Here is a 20,216-nt window from a genome sequence, read left to right as displayed (position 1 = left end):
CGGTGAGGCCCCCGGTGCAGCGATGTCACCGGGGGCTATCTCATGTTTCGGCGGATTCGTCAAGCATCGATGCGCCGGAATCGACTTCGTTAGCGTCGTAAAGATCGAACCGCGGGATAGGCCGCCGACGATGGGCTGGAGGGCCATGATCCACGCAAGCGCGACCGAGATCGCCGAGGGCACGGTGCTGGAGCGCCGCTACCGGCTGCGCGAGGAGATCGGCGCCGGCGGGGCGGGGCGCGTCTTCCGTGCCGACGACGTGCACCTGCAGCGCACCGTCGCCGTCAAGGTGATGCACCGTCAGGTCGACGGGCTGGGCTCGGTGGAGCGCGCCCGCGCCGAGATGCTGCTGCTGGCCTCGCTCAACCACCCGTGCCTCGTCACCCTGTTCGACGCGCGCATCGGCCACACCGAAGACGATGTCGCCTACCTGGTCATGGAGTACGTGCCCGGTCTCACCCTGCGCGGGAGGCTCGACCAGGGCGACCTGGATGCCCGGGAGCTCGCGGGCATCGCGCTCGACATCGCGGAGGGCCTGCACGTCGCCCACGCCTCGGGCGTCGTCCACCGCGATGTGAAGCCCTCCAACGTGCTGCTGTGGCGCTCGCCGCTGTCGAACGGACGGTGGCGCGCCAAGGTCGCCGACTTCGGCATCGCCTATCTCGAGCAGACGACGCGGGCGACCGACCCGGGACTGGTGATCGGCACGGCCGCATATCTCGCGCCGGAGCAGGCCCGCGGCGAGACGCCCACCCCGGCGGCCGACATCTACGCCCTCGGCATCCTTCTCATCGAGGCACTCACGGGCCGGCGCCCTTACTCCGACGCCTCCGGGATCGGTGCGCTCACGGCTCGCCTCATCGACCCGCCCGCGATTCCGGCATCGCTCCCGGCGCCGTGGCGTGACCTGCTGCAGGCGATGACGGCGATGCGTCCCGAGGACCGCCCGAGCGCCCTGGAGGTGGCCTGCGCGGCCGCCCGCCTGACGGTGCCCGACGCGCCCGGAACGGGCGTCCTGACCCCGCCGGCCATCACCATGCCGATGCAAGCCGCCGCGTCCGCGACTCCCGCGGCGACACGTCGCGACCGCGCCCGCGCGGCGGCCGCGAACGTCACGACCGCTGCCCTGCAGCTGCCGACCACCCCCGCGCCCCGGCGGGCGTCGTGGGCCGTGTCGGCACGGCGCGCCGACGACGCGGTCCTCTCCGTGCCCGGCCTCGTGCCGATCGCGCGGCCGGCCGCCCGCTACCCGCGCCGCGTCTATGCGGCTGCCGCCGCGGTCGCCGTGCTCGCGGTGATGTCGGTCTCTCTGATCTCCGCCGTGTTCGGCGCCGCCAATGTCTCGCCCGACCCGGCGCCCATCGTGCAGCAGGACCCGGCACCTGTTGAGCCCGCACCGATCGACCCCGCCATCGTCGCCGAAGAGGTGGAGGCGCCTGCTCCCGTCTCGGCCGTCGATTCCGAGCCCGTCGTCGTGACGCCTGTGGACGCACCCGCCGAGCGGCCGAGTGGCCCCGCGCAGGCGAACCCGAACGCGGGCCCCGGCAATAACAGCGGCAACGCCAACCCCAACCGGGGCCCCGGCAACAACAGCGGCAACGGGCACGGCAACCGCTGACGGCCTACTAGGCTGGGAGTCGAGGGCCTCTAGCTCAGTCGGTAGAGCATCGGACTTTTAATCCGCGGGTCGTGGGTTCGAGCCCCACGGGGCCCACTGCATATCATACCCTCCGATCCCTTGTAAACACTGGGATCGCGGCCCGTCGAAGGTCTCGGAAATCACCCCGTGACAACAATTTGACAACATCCGTACGCGGTTTCTCGGCGCGGAAGGCTGTCGCTTGTTGTCACGCGCCGTTGTCAGAGGCGTTGTCAGGGGCGTTGTCAGACGCCCTTGTCAGGGCGTTGTCACGCGCCATCGCCTCGGACAGGATCGCGGGCACGTCGGATGCAGCGGCCGCTGACCCCAGCGCTTCCGACACGGTATCGAGGTCGTCGTCGAAAAGGTCGGCGTAGGTGTCGAGTGTCATCACCGCCGATGCGTGACCCAGCATCCGCTGCACCGCCTTCACGTGCGCACCCGCCGAGATGGCGAGCGATGCGGCAGTGTGGCGGAGGTCATGCGGAGTCACACGCGGGAACGATGATGGCGGCTGTCGGCCGGCTACGAGCGCGTCCGCGATCGCCTGGTCGGCGGAGGCTTGCGCGCGCGTCACCGCGCCGTGGAACCAGCCACTCGTGGACTTCGGCCGCCGGAGGTGACTCTTTCCGTCCCCGAACACCAGCTCGTCGCGTCCGCGGCCGGTGACGAGCCGCTCCATCGTGCCGGCCAGGAACGGCGGGTAGGGCACCTGGCGCTTCTCGTGGGTCTTCGGCGTGCCGACCTGGATGGCGCTTCCCACCTCCACCGCGTTCTCTTCGACGCTCACCCGCCGCCGCCGAAGGTCGACGTGCTTGACGCGCAGCCCGGTCGCCTCACCCCAGCGAAGGCCCGTGTAGGCGAGGAACACGACCAGCTCGGGTTGCGACGACTCGCGCGCAAGGTCGGCGACCTGCTGATGAGTGAGGTACGCGCGCGACTTCGCGACCTTCCGTGGCAGCTTGATGCCGCGGGCGGGGTTCGAAGCGATGCGCCGGTCGCGGAGGGCGACGTCGAGGATGCCGGCGAGCACTTCGTGCGCGCGGCGCACCGTCGTCGGGCTGTGCGTCTTGGCGAGCTCCGAGGCCCACGCCTGGACCTCCGAGTGGCGGATGCCGCCGACCGCGCGCCGCTCCCATTTCGGACGCACATGGATGCGCCAGGCTGAGTCGACGCTGCGGAACGTCGACGGCTTGAGATCCGCCTGTCGCGACGCGAGCCACTCGGTCCCCAGCAATCCGAGCGGGGTTCTCGAGTCCGAGGGATCGACGAACTCACCGCGGTTCTTCGAGATCTCCACCTCGGCGAGTCGGATCTCCGCCTCGTGCTTCGTCCGGAACCCGCGCAACGTCGCTTGCTGCCCGTTCGGCTTGCGGTAGCTGATCCGGTATCGCCGTCCGGCGGCGGTCGTATACGAGTGGATGCTGCCCATGACTCAGACCCGGTCCGCTGAGACGACGAGGCGCTTAATGAGCGCCTGGCGACTGAGGCCCGTGCGCGCGGCGAGGTGCGTCCAGGGGACGTCGACATCGCGGAGCGCGACGACGAGATCGTCGCGCTCGAGCAGCAGGCGCAGCTCCTCCGCCCTCATCTCGTCGAGTCTGCGCGAGATCGCACTCACGCGGTCGAGAGCACCGAGCCGACTCCCCCATCGATCGACGAGCACCTGTTCCTTAACGGCCGCGGCAGCCTTCGCCGCAGCTTCTCTGCGACGAGCCTTCCGTCGGTCGGTGGCGTTCTTGCCCACGTAACCGGGTTTACACGCGATCATTGTTTTTCCGCAAGAGGGGTTGTGGGCCACCGATTGGTGCCTGCGTGCATCGTCGTTTCGGTCGCCGGCCGATGAAACTCGCGTACGAGCTCTTTGGCGGGCGATTTGTATGGGGTGCGCTCGCAGCGAGTGCGCCGAGGTGAGCCGAGCTCGGGGCTCTCTACGGGCTTTCGACGTCCAACCCAACTAGGTTGACCCGCTAGCCTATTCATAGTAATCGTTTGGATCATTGGAGCGCGCATGACCGACTATGAGCCCGCCACGCACACAGAGGAAGCCGTCTCGAGCCGGCACTCGATAACCCTGGCGGCCGGAAGTATCGATTACACCGCAACGGCGGGCACCATAATCGTTCGCGACGACGAGGGCACGCCGCTCGCGAGCATGTTCTACCTTGCGTACGCTGCCGACCGCCTTGCCGGCGCACCACGGCGCCCGCTGACCTTCTTCTTCAACGGCGGTCCCGGCTCTGCGAGCCTGTGGCTCAACATCGGAGGGTTTGGCCCGATGCGCGCGCCCACCGCGACCCCCACGGCCACGCCTCCCGCTCCGTACACGGTCGGACCGAACCCGCATACGCTGCTCGCCGAGACCGACATGGTGTTCCTCGATGCGCCGGGCACCGGGTACTCGCGTCTGCTCGGTGACACGACGGCGGCGCAGCTGTACGGCGTCGACCAGGATGTTGATGCGTTCGCGCGCGCCATCACGCGCTACCTGACGATCACGAACAACTGGAACACCCCGCGGTTCCTGTTCGGCGAATCGTACGGCACGACCCGCTCGGCGGCGCTCGTGCACAAGCTCCAGAACCAGGGACTCGACTTCAACGGCGTCGTGCTGCTGTCGACCGTGCTCAACTGGGGCCTCAACAACCTGGGCTTCGATCAGGAGTACATCAACCTGGTGCCTTCGTTCGCGGCGACCGCCTGGCATCACGGCCGCTGCCGCGTGGAGGCAGCGTCGCTCGAGACGCTACTGGCCGACGCGCGCGACTTCGCGCAGGGCGACTACGCCCGCGCACTGCAGCTGGGCGACCGCATCGACACAGACTTCGAGCGCACCGTCGCCGAGCGGTACGCCGCGTTCACGGGCCTCGAGGTCGACGCCGTGCTGGCGGCGCACTTCCGAATCGGCATGGAGCCGTTCCGCTACGCGCTGCTGAAGGATCAGGGCCGTGTCGTCGGCCGCTTCGACACCCGCTTCGTCGCCGAGCACCAGTACGTCGTGGGCAACGGCTCGCACGACCCGGCGACCGACGACGCCGCCACCGCCGGCGTGAACAGCGCGCACCTGTCGACGTTCCGTGAGCACGTCGCCGGCGACCTCGGCTACACGAGCGAGCTGCACTACCGCCACCTCTACAACATGCCCATCTCTCGCGCGTGGGACTGGAAGCACAAGGCCCCCGGCATCGACGCTCCCCAGTTCGTGCCCGATGTGAGCCTCGACCTGTCGGCCGCGATCCGTCGCAACCCGAACCTGAAGGTCGCGGTCATGGGCGGCGTGTACGACCTCGCGACCCCGTTCTTCTCGTCGGAGGTCGACATCTCGCGCCTGTACCTGGCGCCCGACCTGCGCGAGAACATCCGCTTCCGCTTCTACGAGTCGGGGCACATGACGTTCGTCGACGAGGTCGTCATCGCCCAGATGGTGACCGACCTGCACGCATTCTACGCGGACGCGACCGACCACACCCCCGTCGAGGTCTAACCCGAACAGACCTCGGCCACGGGGGCCCGGACGCCGCGGCGTCCGGGCCCTTCCTCGTGCGGTGGCGCACGAGACCGGCGGGGAGGGCGTCAGTCGCGCAGGAACGCGCGCAGATCGGCCGACAGCGCGGCGAGGCTCGCCGGGTCGGAGTACATCATGTGACCCGCGGGGTAGCGGCCTTCGCTGATGCGGTCGGCGGGGAGGCCGTACTGGGCCTTCAGGTGCTCGACGGCGCCGACGGTCGTCAGGGCGTCGAAGTGCCCCGTGCCGATGAACACGCGGGTGCGCGGGTCGGCGCGGAAGAGGGCGCTCAGGTGCGCGGGATAGTCGAACACGGCGAACGGCGACGGCGTGGGGCTCGCGTCGAATCGGTGGAGGGCCGACGCCTCGAGGTAGTTCCAGTACCGGTGCGACGAGACGGCGGGGCGGTAATCCCGCTCGACCGACAGCCCGAGCGGCCCCGTGAACAGCTCGTGCAGCGCGGCGGTGAACACGGGGGCGAGTCGCACGTCGGCGGCATCCAGGTACGGCTCGCGCTCGTCGCCGGCGGCGATCGTGTACCGGGTGTCGGTGAGGCCGACCGTGCGGCCGGCGTCAGCGAGGAGGATGCGGCGGAACTCCTCCTTGTCGACGCGCAGGCGCCGGCAGCGCAGCTGCGCGGGCGTGAGCCCCGTGAACCCGGCGAGCGTGTCGACGACGGCGCCTGCGGGCTCGGCCTCGCCCAGCGCGAGCGCGTAGTCGCGCACGGCGAAGGCGTGAGCGGTGCGGGTCACCTCGTCGAGCGTCAGGTCGGCGTGGGCGCTCCGCCCGTGGAACCAGGCGGTGGCGGCCAGGAACGGGAGGGCGGCGACGTAGCCGGCGGCGTTCCCCGCCCGCTGGTTGACCTCCTGGGTGTTGAGGCACTGTCCGAGCAGGGCGATGCGGGTGACGATGATGCCGTCTTGCCGCAGGGCGGTGGCCGTGAGCGGCGCGCGCACGGTGCCGTAGCTCTCGCCGAGCAGTGCTACGGGAGAGGCGAAGCGCCCGTGGCGGCGCAGCCAGCGGCGGATCACCTGGGCGGTGAGCGCGGCGTCGCGGTCGACGCCGGTGGCCTCCGACGGCTCGGCGCCGTCGGCCAAGCGCGAGAATCCGGTGTTCGCAGGGTCGACGAACACGAGGTCGACCTCATCGAGCAGCGTGTGCGCACTCGGCACGAGGGGCGACGTGGCGGACGCCGGGGCGTCAAGATCGACCGGGGTGTCGGCCTTGAACGGGCCGAGCCCGCTCAGGTGCAGCCACATCGATGCGACGCCCGGGCCGCCATTGAACAGGAACAGCACCGGCCGTGCGCGGTCGATGGGCTCCGTGACGTAGCCGAAGGTCCACGCGTCGGCGACGACACGGTCATCGATCTCGAGGTTCCACGACTCGACGTGGCACGCGTACTCCCGGTCGCCCAGGCGGTGCCGCGTGAGAGTACTCACCGCTGCAGGTGGCTGAGCGCGAGCGCGGCGAGCGCGGCCGCCTGGTCGCCGAGCACACTGTCGTCGAACAGCGCGAAGGGCGTGTGGTTGGGCGCCGACGTCTCGGGATCGAGGTGGTCGGGCGTCGACCGCAGGTAGAAGTACACGGCCGGCACTTCGCGCGACACGTAGCTGAAGTCCTCTGAGCCCATGACGGGAGCGGGAGTGGTCCAGACGCGTTCCTGCCCGAAGACGCGGGCGAGTTCTCCGAGCGCCGCTTCGCCGAGGGCGACGTCGTTCGTCGTCGGAGGGCACAGCAGATCGAGCCTGACCTCCGCCGTGCACCCGTGCGCCTGGGCGATCGCGGCGATCAGGGCGGGGATCTCCGTCTTCACGCGCGCGAGGGCGTCTTCCGACACGACGCGCACCGACCCGCCGAGGTACGCGGTGCCCTCGATGACGTTGAAGGCATCGCCCCCGGCGGCGAGCTTCGTGACGGTGACGACGGCGGGGTCGCTCACCGAGTGACGGCGCGTGACGTAGCTCTGGAGGGCCGTGACGATCTCGGCGGCGGCAGGCACCGGGTCGACCGCGAAGTGCGGCTGCGACGCGTGGCCGGGCTTGCCGATGATCGTCGCCTCGAGTTCGAGAGCGCCCGCCATGATGGGACCGGGCCGCGTCGAGAAGACGCCCTTGATACCGGGAACGACGTGCAGGCCGTACGCGGCGCTCACCCGGGTGCCCGTGGCATCGAGCACCCCTTCGTCGACCATGATCTCGGCGCCGTTTCCCAGCTCCTCGCCGGGCTGGAACATGAACACGACATCGCCATGCAGCTCGTCGCGTCGCGCGGCGAGCAGGCGCGCAGCGCCCACGAGGCCCGCGGCGTGCAAGTCATGGCCGCACGCGTGCATCGCGCCGTTCTCCGAACGGAAGTCGAGGTCGGTCTGCTCGACGATGGGGAGGGCGTCCATGTCGCCCCGCAGCAGCACCGACGGCCCGGGGTGCGCACCGCGCAGCACCGCGACGACCGAGTCGAGGCCCGTGCCGAGCGTGATCTCCAGGCCGAGACCTTCGAGGGCCGCGACGACGCGGGCCTGCGTGCGTGGCAACGTGAGTCCGAGCTCGGGGTCGGCGTGGATCTCGCGGCGCAGCCGCACGAGGTCGGGGAGCAGCGCGCGCGCGTCGTCGACGAGGGTCATGGATCAGTCCTCTCCAGAGGTGAGCAGGTGGTCGGTGCCGGCGTGCTCGATGCGGGGGATGGCCGCGACGAGGCTCCGGGTGTACGGGTGGGTGGGCGCCGACACGATCATTTCGGCTCCCGCGACCTCGACGATCCTTCCCGTCCGCATGACGGCAGTGGTGTCGGCGATGTAGCGGACGGCAGCGAGGTTGTGGGTGATGAAGAGCATCGATAGGCCGAGGTCGCGCTGCAGGTCGCGGATGAGGTTCAGCACCGCCCCCTGCACGGAGGCGTCGAGTGCCGACGTAATCTCGTCGGCGACGATCAGGCGGGGCTTGACGGCCAGGCACCGCGCGATCGCGACACGCTGGCGCATGCCGCCCGACAGCTGCGAGGGGTACTGGTCGGCCGCCGACGCTTTCAGGCGCACGAGCTCCAGCAGTTCGCGCACCGAGGCCTTGCGTCCTGCCGCCGAACGGCCCGAGTGGATGGCGAGCGCTTCGCCGATCGTCTCGCCCACGGTCATGCGGGGGTTGAGCGACGAGTACGGGTCTTGGAAGATCATCTGCACGTCACGGGCGCGCTCGCGGCGCGACGCCTTGGCGTCGAGCAGGTCACTGCCGTCGAGCGAGATGCGTCCGGCAGTGGCCTTCTGGAGGCCGGCGACGGTGCGCGCGACGGTCGACTTACCCGACCCCGACTCGCCGACGAGGCCCACGATGGTGCCGCTGGGCACGGTGAGTGACACGCCGTCGACGGCGTTGATCGCCTTGGCGCCGTGCCCGAACGTGACCGTCAGGTCATCGATGACGAGCTCTGCCATCAGGAAGCCACCTCCGCGCGGGTCGTGAGCGGCACCGAGACGCCGTCTTGCGGGTGCCAGCAGGCCACGCGGCCGCCGTGCGGATGCTCGCGCAGGACGGGCGCCTCCGTGCGGCAGCGTTCGGTCGCGAACAGGCAGCGCGCTGCGAAGGCGCAGCCCGCGATCGGCCTGGACAGGTCCGGCGGCTCGCCGGCGATCGTCGCGAGCGGCTTCGTGCGGTCGGTGTCAAGGTCGGGCAGCGACGCCGCGAGTGCCCGCGTGTACGGGTGCGCGAGCTTCTCGGGGGATGCCAGCAGAGTGGCATCAACGTCTTCGACGATGCGTCCGGCGTACATCACGAGGATGCGGCGGCACAGTTCGCCGAGCACCGCGATGTCGTGCGAGACGACGAGCGCCGCCGAGCCGTTGTCTTCGCACTGGCGCCGCAACAGCTGCAGCACGCGGCGCTGCACCGTCACGTCGAGAGCGGTCGTCGGCTCGTCGGCGATCACGAGGGCGGGTGCGCCAATCTGCGACATCGCGATGAGCGCGCGCTGGCGCATCCCGCCGGAGAACTCGTGCGGGAACTGGCCCGCACGGTGCTCGGCATCCGGGATGTCGACCGCGTCGAGCGCGGCGACGGCGGCGGCGCGCGCCTCGGCGCGGCTCGCGCCGCCGTGCACGCGCGGCACTTCGCCGAGCTGCGTGCCGACCCGGAGGGCGGGGTTGAGCGCGGTGAGCGAGTCCTGGAAGACGACGCCGATGCGGGTGCCCAGCGCTCTGCCCGCCCGCTCGGGCGAGAGCCCTGCCAGCTCGTCGCCCTCGAACGTGATGCGCTCGGCTGTGACGATGGCACCGGCGGGAGGAAGCTGCGCGATCGACATCATCGTGACGCTCTTGCCGCTGCCCGACTCGCCGACGACGCCGACGAGCTCGCCGCGACCCACGCGGAACGACACGTCCTGCACCGTGCGGATCCAGCCGTCTTCGCCGGGGAACGAGATGCACAGGCCCTGCACGTCCAGGAGCGGCTGCTCGGCGGGCGCCGGCGCGGCCGGCACGAGCGTACGGGGTGCGGCCCCCAGGCGACGGGGCGAGCGCACCGTGCGGCCGCTGCGGTGACGCATGTGCGCCGCGAGCGACTCGCCGAGCATGCTGAATGCGAGGCCCGAGAACACGACCGCGACACCCGGTCCGATCGCCGCGACAGGCGACACGTACACCTGCGCGAAGCCCTCCGACAACATGCGACCCCAGTCGAACTCGGGCGGCTGCACGCCGATCCCGAGGAAGCTGAGGCTCGACAGCGCGAGCAGGCCGCCGCCGATCGACGTCGTCACGTTGACGATGACGGGCTCGGCGATGTTCGGGAGGATGTAGTGCGTGAACTGGCGGCCACGCGAGACCCCCAGCATCCGCGCCGCCGCGAGGTACTCGGAGCCCGCGACCCGCGCCGACAGCGTCTGCGCGAGACGCGCGAACGACGGCGTCATCGTGAGCGCGAGGGCGAGCACGGCGGTCGCCGAGCCCGGGCCGAGCAGGATCACGGTGAGCATCGCGACCAGCAGCACGGGGAACGCGAGCCACGTCGCGATGATGTTCGAGAAGGCGCGCTGCGCCCGAGGCCCCATGACGGCCGGCAGCGCGCCCACCAGGAGTCCGGCGACGGCGCCGAGGGCGGTGGCGGCGAGGGCCATCAGGAGCGACAGGCGCGTCGCGACGAGCGTGCGAACGAGGATGTCGCGGCCCAGGTTGTCGGTGCCGAGCGGATGCGAATCCGAGGGCGGCAGCGCGATGGCGTCGGGGTTGGCCAGCACGGCCTCTTCGCCCCACCAGATGGGGGCGAAGACGGCGAAGAAGACGATGAAAGCCAGCATGAGGGCGGTGATGACGGCCATCGGCTGGACGGCGAGGCGGCGTCGACGAGGGGTCATGACGTCTCCATGAGGGTGGTGCGTCGGTCGAGGAGCGACAGGACGATGTCGACGATGAGGTTGATCGTCAGGATGATCGCGGCGTAGACGAGGGCGAGACCCTGCACGATGCCGTAGTCCTTGGCCGTGATGGCCCCGACGAACGCGGTGCCGAGGCCCGGCCAGTTGAAGACCTGCTCGACGAGCACGCCGCTGGCGACCATCGTGCCGAGCATGGTGCCGCCGATCGTGAGCGTCGCGGTCAGCATGTTCGGGAGCGCATGCCTGAAGTAGACCAGCGCGGCCGGCAGGCGCTTGGAGCGCGCCGTGCGCACGTAGTCGTCCCCCAGGGTCGCGAGCGCCTCGATGCGGGCGATGCGGGCGATGGATGCCGAGGCCGCGATCGACATCGCCGCGACGGGGAGGATGTACGACTCGGGGCCGCCGCGGCCGGCCACCGGCAGCAGGTGCGCCGTGATGCCGAACACGATGATGAGCACGACGCCGAGGAGGTATTCGGGGATTGCGGCGATGAACGCGGTGACGCCGGTGAAGGCGACTTCGGCGCCGCGGCGGCGTCCGCCCTGCGTGAGGATCGCGACGAACAGGCCGAGCGGCACGGCCACGAGGAGGATGACGACGAACGACAGCGCGGCGAGCTCGAGGGTGGCGGGCATGCGCTGGGCGACCAGGTCGGTCACTTCGCGGCCCGTGATCAGCGACGCGCCGAGGTCGCCGCGCAGGAGGCCGAGGAGGTAGTCGACGTACTGGACAATGAGGGGCTGGTCGAGCCCCAGCTGCTCACGACGGGCCTGCACGACGGATTCGTCGGCCGTGGCGCCCAGCGCGGCGCGCACGGGGTCGCCCCCGGCGGCACGCAGCACGAGGAACGCCGCCGTGACGATGACCCACATCGCCACGAGCGACCGGATCAGCCGTCGGACGAGGAAGACGACCCAAGGGCCGCCGTGGCGGCTCCGCGAAGGAGCCGCCACGGCGGGCGCCGAGGACACGGTCGTGTCGGTTGTCATGCGGAACTACTCAGCCTCGCAGGCTCGTCGGGACGATCAGACCCGTCGACGAGAGGTCGAAGGTGACCCCGTCGCCGTAGAAGGTGCCGGTCGACTCGTAGAAGGGCAGCACCGCGGCATCCGCGATGAGCGACTCCTGAGCGGCGGTCCACGCGTCGCAGCTCTCCTCGCCGGCCAGGGCCTGGGCCTGGGCGGTCAGCGCGAAGAACTCCTCGTTCGTGTTGAAGGTCCAGTTGCCGCCGTTGGGCGGGAACTCACCCGACATGATGCCCGCCCAGGTGTTGGGGAGGGTCGTGGCGATCGGGGCCCAGATCAGGTCCCAGTCGCCGCCGCCGAAGATGACGTCGGTGTAGGCGGGCGACGGGGTCGGGGTCGCCGTGACGCCGACCTCGGCGAGCTGCTGCTGGATGAGCTCGATGCCCGAGACGACCGACTCGTCGACGTTGCCCGGGTAGAGGAGGACGAGCTCGAGGTTCTTGCCGTCCTTGCGGCGGACGTCGCCCGAGAGGGTCCAGCCCGCGGCGTCGAGCGCGGCGCCGGCGGCAGCGGCGTCGAACGCCGGGATGACGGCGGTCGCGTCGGCCGTGGTGCACACCGACGAGAACGAGCTGACGAGCGTCTTCAGCTCGGTGCCACGGCCGCCCGTGGAGACCTTGCCGACGGCGTCGCGGTCGATCGCCGACGCGAGCGCCTGGCGCACGGCCGGGTCGCCCGTGGGACGGCCGTCGTTCTGGTTGAAGAACACCAGACCCGGACGGTCGGGCACCTGCAGCGCGTTCAGGTCGAGCGCGTCGAGGCGGTCGCGGTCGGCGCCGGCGACGGTGCCCACCTGCACGTCACCCGACTGCAGCATGTTCGCGATCGTGGTCTCGTTCTCGACGATCTCGATCGTGACCGTGGCGGGAAGGCCCTCGGTCTCGCTCGTGACGCCGCGGGGGCCCCACGTGTAGTCGTCGCGCAGCTCGAACGTGTAGCTCTGGCCCGGCGCCGAGTCGGCGAGGGCGTAAGGCCCGGTGCCGAGCGACGTGGTCGCGAGCGCCGACGGGTCTTCGACCGCGGCGGCGCAGACGACGGGCATGAGGCCGATCGTGCCGAGGAGGAAAGACTGGGCCTGCTCGCTCGTGAAGGTCACGGTGCGGGCGTCGTCGTCGGCCTCGATCGTGAGACCGGAGGCCGGGAAGTAGACGCCCTTGAACGGGGAGCCGGTCTCTTCGGCGGCGGCGTACTCGAAGCTCGCCTTGACGTCGGAGGCGGTGAGAGGGGTGCCGTCGGCGCAGAGGATGCCGTCCTTCAGCGTGAAGGACACCTCGGTGGTCGATTCGGTCCAGCTTTCGGCGAGAGCCCCAGCGGCATCCTTGCCGGAGGTGAAGTCGACGAGCGTCTCGTAAGCGTACGCGCTGACGATCTGGCCGGCCTCGGTGGCGTTGGTAATTGGGTTCAGTTCGCCCGGGTCAGCCGCGAGAGCGACGGTGATCACCTTTGGCGTGTCGTCGTTCGCGGCGGGCTCGCCGGCGGTGCTGCAGGCGGAAAGCGCGAGAGCGCTGACGCCCAGCATCCCGGCCAGCGCGATAGGTCCTCTTCGCATGGAGGGTCCTTTCTCTGGGTGCGTCGAGGCACACCCTACGGGCTAATTGATTGGTATCAATTATGTGGATATGGATGTTTCGCGGGTATTACGTATTGACGTCATCTGACGGACCGAGTCTTCTCAGCCCGTCCGTCGTCGAGAAGCTCCGCTGCTCCCATGACGGCCTTCACTTCGAGGAACTCCTCGAACCCGCGGCTTCCTGCTTCTCGGCCCAATCCGGACTGCTTGTAGCCGCCGAACGGGGCGCCGACGTCGAGACCGGCGCCGTTGATTCCCACGGTCCCCGTGCGCAGACGGAGCGCCACGTCGAGGGCGCGGCGACGGTCAGCCGACCACACCCCGCCGGAGAGACCGTAGATGCTGTTGTTCGCGAGGGTGATCGCATCCTCCAGCACGTCGTAGCCCGTGATCGTGAGCACCGGGCCGAAGACCTCCTCGTGGAAGATCCGCATTTCCGGCGTAACGTCCGAGTAGATGGTCGGGCGCACGTACGCGCCCGGCAGATTGAGCGGCTCTGGACCGCCGACAAGCAGGCGCGCGCCGTCCTCCTGCGCTGCGGCCATGTGCGTCAGCACGCGGGCGCGCTGCAACGACGACGCGAGCGGACCCATCGCGGTGCCGGACGCACTGGGATCGCCCGGCTGCCAGCGCGCCGCCTCGGTGACCGCCGCCCGCTCCCACTCGTCGCGCAGCGACTCAGGGACGAGCACGCGCGTGAGCGCCGCGCACGTTTGCCCGGTGTTCGCGAAGCACGAGCGCAGCACTCCGGCGACCGAGTCGTGGACGGGCGCGTCGTCGAGGATGACCGCAGCCGACTTGCCACCGAGCTCCAGAGCAACCTTCTTGATTGTCGCCGCGGCGGCGCGCGCGATGTACTCCCCGACCCCGCGCGAGCCGGTGAAGGTCACCATGTCGACGTCGGGATGCTCCACGAGAGACGATCCGACCCGCGGGCCGTCGCCGAAAACGATCGACACGACACCGGCGGGAAGGGCGATCTCATCGAGGATCTCGCCGACGATCGCGGCGTTGAGCGGGGCCATCTCACTGGGCTTCAGCACGGTCGTACACCCGGCGAGCATCGCCGCACCGATCTTGAGCATGATCTGATGCAGAGGGAAATTCCACGGGGTAATCGCCGCCACGACACCCACCGGCTCCGTCACGACGAGGCTGTTCGACACCGATTCACGGTCGATGTGCGCCTTCGCTGCGGCGATGAGGTGCAGGAGGTCGCCGATCGCGACCCCCACCTGCGCCGTGCGGGCGAAGGCGATCGGCGCTCCCATCTCGGCGGTCAGCGTCTCGGCGAGACGGTCGCGGTGCCGTTCGAGCCCCCCGGCTAGCGCCTCGACAAATGTGATGCGCTCCGCCATCGGGCGCGCAGCCCACGGGTTGAACGCACGACGGGCGGCGGTCACGGCGCGCTCGACGTCGCCGGCGTCCCCGGCGACGACCGCCCCGACCATCGACCCGTCGGCCGGGTTGTCGACGGCAATGACCTCGCGGCCGACAGGATCGGTCCATGCGCCGTCGATATAGTGCCCGCGTACGCCGGTCATGCGGAGGTGACCCCCTGTCCCTGCAGGGCCGGGGCGAGGTGAGAGCCCGCCGGAAGTGGCGCGGGGCGCGGCACGCCCTCGTGGATGAGGTGCCACGGCGAGGGGAACTCACCGACGGGCACGTCGATGAGGATCGGCTCGTTGGCGGTCACGGCATCCGCCAGTACGCCCGCGAGAGACGCCGGGTCGTGCGCGGTCACCGAGGCGATGCCGAACGCACCAGCGAGGGCCGGGTAGTCGGGGTTCGTGAGGTCACTCGCGAAGAAGCGGGCGCCATAGCGGTTCTTCTGGATGCGGCGGACATTGCCGTAGAACCCGTCGTGGAACACGATGGTCGTGAGCCCGAGGCCGTAGCGCTTCATCGTCGAGAGTTCCTGCAGGGTCCAGGAGAACCCGCCGTCACCGTTGACCGACACGACCGCGCGCGACGGGTCGGCGGCCTTGACCCCGAGCGCCGTGGCAAACCCGTAGCCAAGCGTGCCCTGGTAGCCGGGGCCGACGTACGTGCGCGGTTGGTAGGCGGGGTAGCACATGCTCGCGGCGTAGCCCACCTGCGTGAACTCGCTCACGAAGACGCCGTCTTCGGGCAGCGCCAGGCGGATCGCGCCAAGATACTCGCGCTGCGGCGCGATGTCGGCGAGCTGCTCCTCCAGCCAGGCCCGAACCGCCGCGAACTCCGCACTGCGGTCTTCGCGGCTCACTGCGCCAATCTCGGCGACGAGCGCTTCGAGACCGACACGCGCGTCGGAGAGGATCGCGAGGGCCGAGGCGCGCGGGCCTTCCAGATCAGCGCACTCGGCGTTCATGAGAATCACGGGGGCGCCGTTGGTATCGACCTGCGTGCCGAATGTCGACACAAAGCGCGTGCCGACGGCGAGCACGAGGTCGGCGTCCTCACGGAGCGTGCGCAACGCGAGGCTGTCGAACGAAAGGCGGTGACGCGCGTCGAGCGCGCCGCGGCCGTTCTCGGTCATGAGCACCGGGGCTTCGAGCAACTCGGCGAGTTCGCGAAGCACCGCCGAAGCGCCTGCCGCGATGACACCGCCACCGACGACAATCATGGGGCGACGCGAGGCGCGCAGCAGTTCGGCGGCACGGGCCACGTCGCGCTGGTCGGGCACGATGGGCGCCGGTGTGACGAGGCCCGCGATTGCGGCTTCCGCCGTCGCGGTAAGCACGTCCGGCGGGACCTCCAGCGCGACGGGGCGCGGACGGCCGCTCTTCAGCTGGCGGAAGGCCTCGGCGACGAGGCCGGGAACCTCGGCGGCCGACCGGGCGGTGCCGGTCCACTTCGTAAGGCGTTCGAGGATGCCGGTCTGGTCAGGGATCTCGTGCAGGGCACCGAGCCCTTTGCCGATCGCGTGCGAGTCAATCTGCCCCGCGATGAGGAGGGTCTGCGAGTTGGCCGAGTAGCCCGTCGCGACGCCCGCGAGGGCGTTCAGCACACCTGGGCCCGGGACGACCATCGCGACGCCGACCTTGCCTGTCGAACGCGCGTATCCGTCGGCCATGTACGTGGTGGCCTGTTCGTTCCGCGCGCAGACGAAGTCGATTCTGTCGGCCCGATGGTAGAGCGCGTCGGCCGCGCCGTCGAGCTGGACCCCGGGGATGCCGAAGACGGTGTCGATTCCCTGGGCGATGAGCGCGTCGGCGAGGAGGTCGCCTCCCGTGGTGGCTGTCATGAGGTCCTTTCGGGGTCAATCGAGATCATCCTATTGGTTACAATCAATTACGCAAATAGGTCTCGATGCGGCGCGTTCCCCTACGCCCCTCCCCCGAGAATCCCTAGGATGTGTCTCACCCTGCGCCTGTCACAGGCGCCTGATCCGGAGGCGAAAATGTCATCCCTCTCCCGCGAGATCGCGTCGGAGCAGCACGCATTCCATGGCGGAAGAGCGCGGATCAGCCAATCGGTTGCCGATGGCGTCGTTCGCGAGATCGAGGACCTCATTGCGCGCGAAAACCGGCAACCGGGTTACCGCATCGGAACGAAGCACGAACTGTGCGAACGCTACGGCGTGGCCTCCGCGACCCTCGGCGAGGCGCTCCGCGTGCTGCGTGCCCGTGGGGTCATAGAGGTGCGCCCTGGCCCCGGCGGCGGCATCTTCGTCGCCGAGCAGTCGCCGTTACTGCGCCTCGCTCACGACGTGCTGTCGCTGCGCCAGCAGGGCGCGACCGTGAACGACATCGTCGAAGTGCTCGACGCGCTCGACGAGGCCGTGCTGCGGGATGCCGCCGAGCACCGCACCGACGCCGACCTCGCCGAACTCGACGCGCTGCTCGTCGAGGTGGTCGAGACCTGGCACGACCCAATCGCGGGGCTCCACGGCAACTGGCGCCTTCACCGCCGCATCGCGCAGATCACGCCCAACGCCGTGCTGCGCACGTTCTACCTCAATCTCGTCGACTACATCGAGTCCGAGAGCGTCGGCGAATCGCGCACCTTCGATGTGCTCGGCTTCCACCCGGATACCGACGAGCGCCTGCAGATCCACCGCGACCTCGTCGAAGCAATCCGCAGCCGCAACATCGACATCCAGCGCGACGCGATCGTCCGGCACCGCACCCTCGGCCGCTGACCGCCGGCGGCGCGCGTGCGAGGTCCGCTCAGGTGGCGCACCCTGCGCGACGCGTGGGCAGACCGCGTGACCGGGCTCAGCGGCGCGCGACGTGGCGCAAGGCGAGCGCCGCGAGCGCGGCGGCCTGATCTCCCAGGATGCCGTCGTCGAACACGGCGCGCGGCGAATGGTTCATTTCAGCGTCCTCGGGCGCGATCGTCGCGGGAGTCGCCCCGAGGAACACGAACGCTCCCGGCACCTCCTGCAGCACGAACGAGAAGTCCTCTGATGCCATGATCGGCGCATCGAGCACCCGCACCCGCTCCGCGCCGAACGCGTCGCGTAGCACGCCGAGGGCGGCGGCGGTGGCATCCGCGTCGTTGACCGTCACGGGGTAGGCGACCTCGAACTCGGCCTCGGCGACGCAACCGTGGGCGGCGGCGATGTCTTCGGCCAGCTTCGGTAGCTCCACCCGCAGCTGCGCGAGGGTCGCCGGCGACAGGGTGCGGACGGTCGCGGCGCACTCGGCGGTATCCGGGATGACATTGACGGCGTCGCTCGCGCGCAGCTTCGTGACCGACACGACGACGGGATCCTCGACCGATACGCGGCGGGTGACGTAGGTCTGCAGCGCGAGGATGATCTGCGCCAGCACGGGCACCGGATCGACGGCCTGGTGCGGGCGCGATCCGTGGCCGCCGCGACCGACGACCCGCACGCGCAGCATGTTCGCGCCGCCCATGAGCGGACCGGACTTCGTGAAGAACTCCCCCGCCCGGCCCGGCAGCACGTGGATGCCGTAGGCGGCCTCGACACGGTCGCCCGCGGCATCCAGCACGCCCTCGGCGATCATGCGCGGCGCACCTCCGCCGGCCTCCTCGCCCGGCTGGAACATAAACACGACCGACCCGTCGATGCGGTCACGGCGCGCGCTGAGCAGCCGCGCCGCACCGACGAGGCCCGCCACATGCAGATCGTGTCCGCAGGCGTGCATCGCGTCCTTGTGGGACGCGAAGTCGAGGCCGGTCTCCTCCACGACGGGGAGGGCGTCCATGTCGGCGCGCAGCAGCACCGACGGTCCCGGGCGGCCACCGCGCAGCACCGCCGTCACCGATCCGAGCGACATCCCGGTCGTGATGTCGAGCCCGAGCCCGTCGAGGGCGTGGAGCACGGCGGCCTGCGTGCGGGGCAGGTCGAAGCCGACCTCCGGATGCCGGTGCAGATCGCGGCGCAGCGCCACGAGCTCGGACAGCATGCCCGCCGCGTCGGCACGGAGTCCGCCGAGGCCGGCGTGGCCGGCGTAGTCGGCGCTCATCGGGCGAGCTCCGCGAGCTGCGCGTCAAGGGCTTCGAGGTCGACGCCGCTGATGCCCGACGCCGGGTCGACGCGGATGACGATGCCGTCGTCCACGCCGTCCGTCGCGTGCAGGTCCACGACGGGGCCGTCGATCCACGCCCACGGGAGGCCCTTCGCGTAGGCGCGGATGCGGTCGATCTTGTCGAACTGCACCGGCAGGAACGGCCAGGGCTCGTCGGGGAGCTGCAGCGCCGCGGCGAACGCCGTGTGCGCGTTGTGACCCCATTCCGACGCCCACACGACCTCGTAGCGGTCGGCGAGGCGGGCGATGCGCGCCGCCGCGTCGTCGGGGATCGCGACATCGCGCACCCACCGGCCCCACGCGCTCACACGGTGCGTCGTCACCGGCACCGAGGCGGAACCTTCGATCACGACGACGTCGCTGATGCCGAGGACGACGAGGGGTCGGTCTCCTCGGGGAGGGCGCGGCAGGTAGTTGGGCAGCATGGGTCAGTCCTCGACGGCGTCGGCCAGCAGCGGCGCCTCGGCGGCACCCTCGAAGTAGTTGCCGCCCTCGATGCGCACGACGCGGTCGGCCTCGTCGAACACGACGCCCACCGGGTCTCCCCCGCCCGCGACGGCGCGGATCTGCTTGGCCATCATGCGGCGGATCATCGCGATGCCCTGGTCGGTGGTCGTCAAGTGGTCCTCGGTGTGCAGCGAGATGTCGCCCTGCGACTTCTGGGCCTCGTAGTCGCCGGGGAGACGCTGGTGCTCGAGGTCGGCGAGGTCCTTCCAGGGCTTACCCTCGTGGGTCGAGCGCAGCTTCTGAAGGAACTCGGGGTCGGTGTCGCGCGCCACCGTGAAGATGCGGAAGTTCGTGTCATCCATCGGCACGACCCATCCGATCATGTTCGTCTGCCCCGATGCCAGCTTCGGCGACGCGACGACGCGCAGGTTCGGGAACATGACCTCCGTCACGCGGCGCAACTGCCGGCCGTCGCCGAGCTCGCGCATCTGGATTGAGCGGACGCCGGTGGGCGTGTACTCGTAGCTCACCTCGGGGATGAGGGCCATCTCGGGGGTGAACTGGTTGCCGCTGAAGCGGGCATGCAGGATCGGCACGTGGAACGGGTCCATCACGTTCTCCCAGTGCTGCAGCCAGTTGAAATCGAGGATCTCAGGACCGCCTCCGCCCACGCCCTTGTCGTTGACGATGAGCACCTCGTCGTCGGCGAGGTGCTCGAACGTGTCGTAGCGCGGCAGCATCGGCTTCTTCTCGGGCGGGCCCATGTATGCCCAGATGAGGCCGTACTGCTCCTGCACGGGGTGCCAGGGCTGGCGCACGCGGTCGCGGTGGAGACCGAGTTCCGGCTCGCACGGCTGCTCCAGGCAGTGCCCCTCGGTGTCGAACACCCAGCCGTGGTAGCAGCAGCGGATGCCCTCGTCTTCGACGCCGCCGTAGAACAGCGAGGCTCCGCGGTGGATGCAGCGGGGGTGCAGGAGCCCCGGCACGCCTCTGCGTGTGCGGAACAGGACGAGCTCCTCGCCCAGCACCTTCACATTGATGGGCCGGGTCGTCGCATCCTCGGCCTTCGCGATGGGCTGCCAGTAGCGGCGTAGCACCTCGCCGTAGGGCGTTCCGGGGCCCACCTGGGCGAGGTCGTTGAGTGGCGAGCCGGGACGAAGCCCGTACGCGGTTCCAGTGTCCATGGTTG

General features: G+C 70.1%; 16 protein-coding genes and 1 tRNA gene. 4 read left to right on the top strand and 13 right to left on the bottom strand.

Annotation, left to right across the window (positions count from 1 at the left end):
- Positions 1 to 145 precede the first annotated feature (145 nt).
- Together QNO26_RS04265 and QNO26_RS04260 are read left to right on the top strand one after the other, a co-directional pair.
- On the top strand, positions 146 to 1,618 hold the full coding sequence (locus QNO26_RS04265; RefSeq protein ID WP_257525827.1) for a serine/threonine-protein kinase: 1,473 nt from the start codon (positions 146 to 148) through the stop codon (positions 1,616 to 1,618).
- 23 nt (positions 1,619 to 1,641) lie between these two features.
- Positions 1,642 to 1,714 (top strand) — tRNA-Lys (locus QNO26_RS04260).
- A gap of 133 nt (positions 1,715 to 1,847) precedes the next feature.
- Here the strand turns inward: QNO26_RS04260 and QNO26_RS04255 are convergent.
- Positions 1,848 to 3,071 carry a tyrosine-type recombinase/integrase gene (locus tag QNO26_RS04255; RefSeq protein ID WP_257525828.1) on the bottom strand — a complete coding sequence of 408 codons (1,224 nt, stop codon included), beginning with the start codon at positions 3,069 to 3,071 and terminating at the stop codon, positions 1,848 to 1,850.
- Positions 3,072 to 3,074: 3 nt separating this feature from the next.
- Complete coding sequence (locus QNO26_RS04250; protein WP_257525829.1) at positions 3,075 to 3,230, bottom strand: hypothetical protein; 156 nt, start codon at positions 3,228 to 3,230, stop codon at positions 3,075 to 3,077.
- 420 nt (positions 3,231 to 3,650) lie between these two features.
- On the opposite strand from QNO26_RS04250, the gene QNO26_RS04245 reads away from it, so the two are divergent.
- Positions 3,651 to 5,123: a S10 family peptidase gene (locus QNO26_RS04245; RefSeq protein WP_257525830.1), complete on the top strand. Its 1,473-nt coding sequence runs from the start codon at positions 3,651 to 3,653 to the stop codon at positions 5,121 to 5,123.
- 89 nt (positions 5,124 to 5,212) lie between these two features.
- Here the strand turns inward: QNO26_RS04245 and QNO26_RS04240 are convergent, their stop codons facing one another.
- From QNO26_RS04240 to QNO26_RS04205, 8 genes are all read right to left on the bottom strand, one after another.
- On the bottom strand, positions 5,213 to 6,586 hold the full coding sequence (locus QNO26_RS04240) for a S10 family serine carboxypeptidase-like protein (RefSeq protein ID WP_257525831.1): 1,374 nt from the start codon (positions 6,584 to 6,586) through the stop codon (positions 5,213 to 5,215).
- Complete coding sequence (locus QNO26_RS04235; protein WP_257525832.1) at positions 6,583 to 7,767, bottom strand: M20 metallopeptidase family protein; 1,185 nt, start codon at positions 7,765 to 7,767, stop codon at positions 6,583 to 6,585. Before QNO26_RS04235 ends, QNO26_RS04240 begins: the two co-directional genes overlap by 4 nt.
- A 3-nt stretch (positions 7,768 to 7,770) precedes the next feature.
- A complete protein-coding gene (locus QNO26_RS04230) occupies positions 7,771 to 8,571 on the bottom strand; it encodes an ABC transporter ATP-binding protein (protein ID WP_257525833.1) in 801 nt (266 codons plus the stop codon).
- Complete coding sequence (locus tag QNO26_RS04225) at positions 8,571 to 10,484, bottom strand: dipeptide/oligopeptide/nickel ABC transporter permease/ATP-binding protein (RefSeq protein WP_257525834.1); 1,914 nt, start codon at positions 10,482 to 10,484, stop codon at positions 8,571 to 8,573. The genes QNO26_RS04230 and QNO26_RS04225 overlap by 1 nt, the downstream gene beginning before the upstream one ends.
- Positions 10,481 to 11,494, bottom strand: coding sequence for an ABC transporter permease (locus QNO26_RS04220; RefSeq protein WP_285181739.1), 1,014 nt, complete (start codon positions 11,492 to 11,494; stop codon positions 10,481 to 10,483). The genes QNO26_RS04225 and QNO26_RS04220 overlap by 4 nt, the downstream gene beginning before the upstream one ends.
- Before the next feature lie 10 nt (positions 11,495 to 11,504).
- Positions 11,505 to 13,079, bottom strand: coding sequence for an ABC transporter substrate-binding protein (locus QNO26_RS04215; RefSeq protein WP_257525843.1), 1,575 nt, complete (start codon positions 13,077 to 13,079; stop codon positions 11,505 to 11,507).
- Between the two features lie 101 nt (positions 13,080 to 13,180).
- Positions 13,181 to 14,644: an aldehyde dehydrogenase family protein gene (locus QNO26_RS04210; protein WP_257525844.1), complete on the bottom strand. Its 1,464-nt coding sequence runs from the start codon at positions 14,642 to 14,644 to the stop codon at positions 13,181 to 13,183.
- The gene (locus QNO26_RS04205; RefSeq protein WP_257525845.1) at positions 14,641 to 16,326 is read right to left on the bottom strand and encodes a thiamine pyrophosphate-dependent enzyme; all 1,686 of its coding nucleotides are present in this window, start codon (positions 16,324 to 16,326) and stop codon (positions 14,641 to 14,643) included. Before QNO26_RS04205 ends, QNO26_RS04210 begins: the two co-directional genes overlap by 4 nt.
- A gap of 108 nt (positions 16,327 to 16,434) precedes the next feature.
- Between QNO26_RS04205 and QNO26_RS04200 the strand changes: the two genes are divergently transcribed.
- Positions 16,435 to 17,223 (top strand): FadR/GntR family transcriptional regulator, encoded by a 789-nt coding sequence (locus tag QNO26_RS04200; protein WP_257525846.1) that lies wholly within the window; start codon positions 16,435 to 16,437, stop codon positions 17,221 to 17,223.
- Between the two features lie 76 nt (positions 17,224 to 17,299).
- Here QNO26_RS04200 and QNO26_RS04195 read toward each other — a convergent pair whose 3' ends face one another.
- Genes QNO26_RS04195 through QNO26_RS04185 form a run of 3 tightly spaced genes read right to left on the bottom strand, consistent with a single transcriptional unit; the run spans position 17,300 to position 20,211 of the window.
- Complete coding sequence (locus tag QNO26_RS04195; protein WP_257525847.1) at positions 17,300 to 18,517, bottom strand: M20 metallopeptidase family protein; 1,218 nt, start codon at positions 18,515 to 18,517, stop codon at positions 17,300 to 17,302.
- Complete coding sequence (locus QNO26_RS04190; protein ID WP_257525848.1) at positions 18,514 to 19,005, bottom strand: hypothetical protein; 492 nt, start codon at positions 19,003 to 19,005, stop codon at positions 18,514 to 18,516. Before QNO26_RS04190 ends, QNO26_RS04195 begins: the two co-directional genes overlap by 4 nt.
- Before the next feature lie 3 nt (positions 19,006 to 19,008).
- A complete protein-coding gene (locus QNO26_RS04185) occupies positions 19,009 to 20,211 on the bottom strand; it encodes an aromatic ring-hydroxylating dioxygenase subunit alpha (protein ID WP_257525849.1) in 1,203 nt (400 codons plus the stop codon).
- Positions 20,212 to 20,216: the final 5 nt, after the last annotated feature.

It is taken from the genome of Microbacterium sp. zg-Y1090, from assembly GCF_030246945.1.
Classification (GTDB): domain Bacteria; phylum Actinomycetota; class Actinomycetes; order Actinomycetales; family Microbacteriaceae; genus Microbacterium; species Microbacterium wangruii.
This window is presented reverse-complemented; position numbering and strand designations above follow the sequence as displayed.

Bases quoted from the DNA above. Each gene is read 5' to 3' on its own strand.
- QNO26_RS04215 (WP_257525843.1), bottom strand. From the start codon at position 13,079: ATGCGAAGAGGACCTATCGCGCTGGCCGGGATGCTGGGCGTCAGCGCT.
- QNO26_RS04200 (WP_257525846.1), top strand. From the start codon at position 16,435: ATGTGTCTCACCCTGCGCCTGTCACAGGCGCCTGATCCGGAGGCGAAA.
- QNO26_RS04185 (WP_257525849.1), bottom strand. From the start codon at position 20,211: ATGGACACTGGAACCGCGTACGGGCTTCGTCCCGGCTCGCCACTCAAC.
- QNO26_RS04265 (WP_257525827.1), top strand. From the start codon at position 146: ATGATCCACGCAAGCGCGACCGAGATCGCCGAGGGCACGGTGCTGGAG.
- QNO26_RS04205 (WP_257525845.1), bottom strand. From the start codon at position 16,326: ATGACAGCCACCACGGGAGGCGACCTCCTCGCCGACGCGCTCATCGCC.
- QNO26_RS04225 (WP_257525834.1), bottom strand. From the start codon at position 10,484: ATGACCCCTCGTCGACGCCGCCTCGCCGTCCAGCCGATGGCCGTCATC.
- QNO26_RS04235 (WP_257525832.1), bottom strand. From the start codon at position 7,767: ATGACCCTCGTCGACGACGCGCGCGCGCTGCTCCCCGACCTCGTGCGG.
- QNO26_RS04210 (WP_257525844.1), bottom strand. From the start codon at position 14,644: ATGACCGGCGTACGCGGGCACTATATCGACGGCGCATGGACCGATCCT.
- QNO26_RS04255 (WP_257525828.1), bottom strand. From the start codon at position 3,071: ATGGGCAGCATCCACTCGTATACGACCGCCGCCGGACGGCGATACCGG.
- QNO26_RS04230 (WP_257525833.1), bottom strand. From the start codon at position 8,571: ATGGCAGAGCTCGTCATCGATGACCTGACGGTCACGTTCGGGCACGGC.
- QNO26_RS04220 (WP_285181739.1), bottom strand. From the start codon at position 11,494: ATGACAACCGACACGACCGTGTCCTCGGCGCCCGCCGTGGCGGCTCCT.
- QNO26_RS04190 (WP_257525848.1), bottom strand. From the start codon at position 19,005: ATGCTGCCCAACTACCTGCCGCGCCCTCCCCGAGGAGACCGACCCCTC.
- QNO26_RS04250 (WP_257525829.1), bottom strand. From the start codon at position 3,230: ATGAGGGCGGAGGAGCTGCGCCTGCTGCTCGAGCGCGACGATCTCGTC.
- QNO26_RS04195 (WP_257525847.1), bottom strand. From the start codon at position 18,517: ATGAGCGCCGACTACGCCGGCCACGCCGGCCTCGGCGGACTCCGTGCC.
- QNO26_RS04245 (WP_257525830.1), top strand. From the start codon at position 3,651: ATGACCGACTATGAGCCCGCCACGCACACAGAGGAAGCCGTCTCGAGC.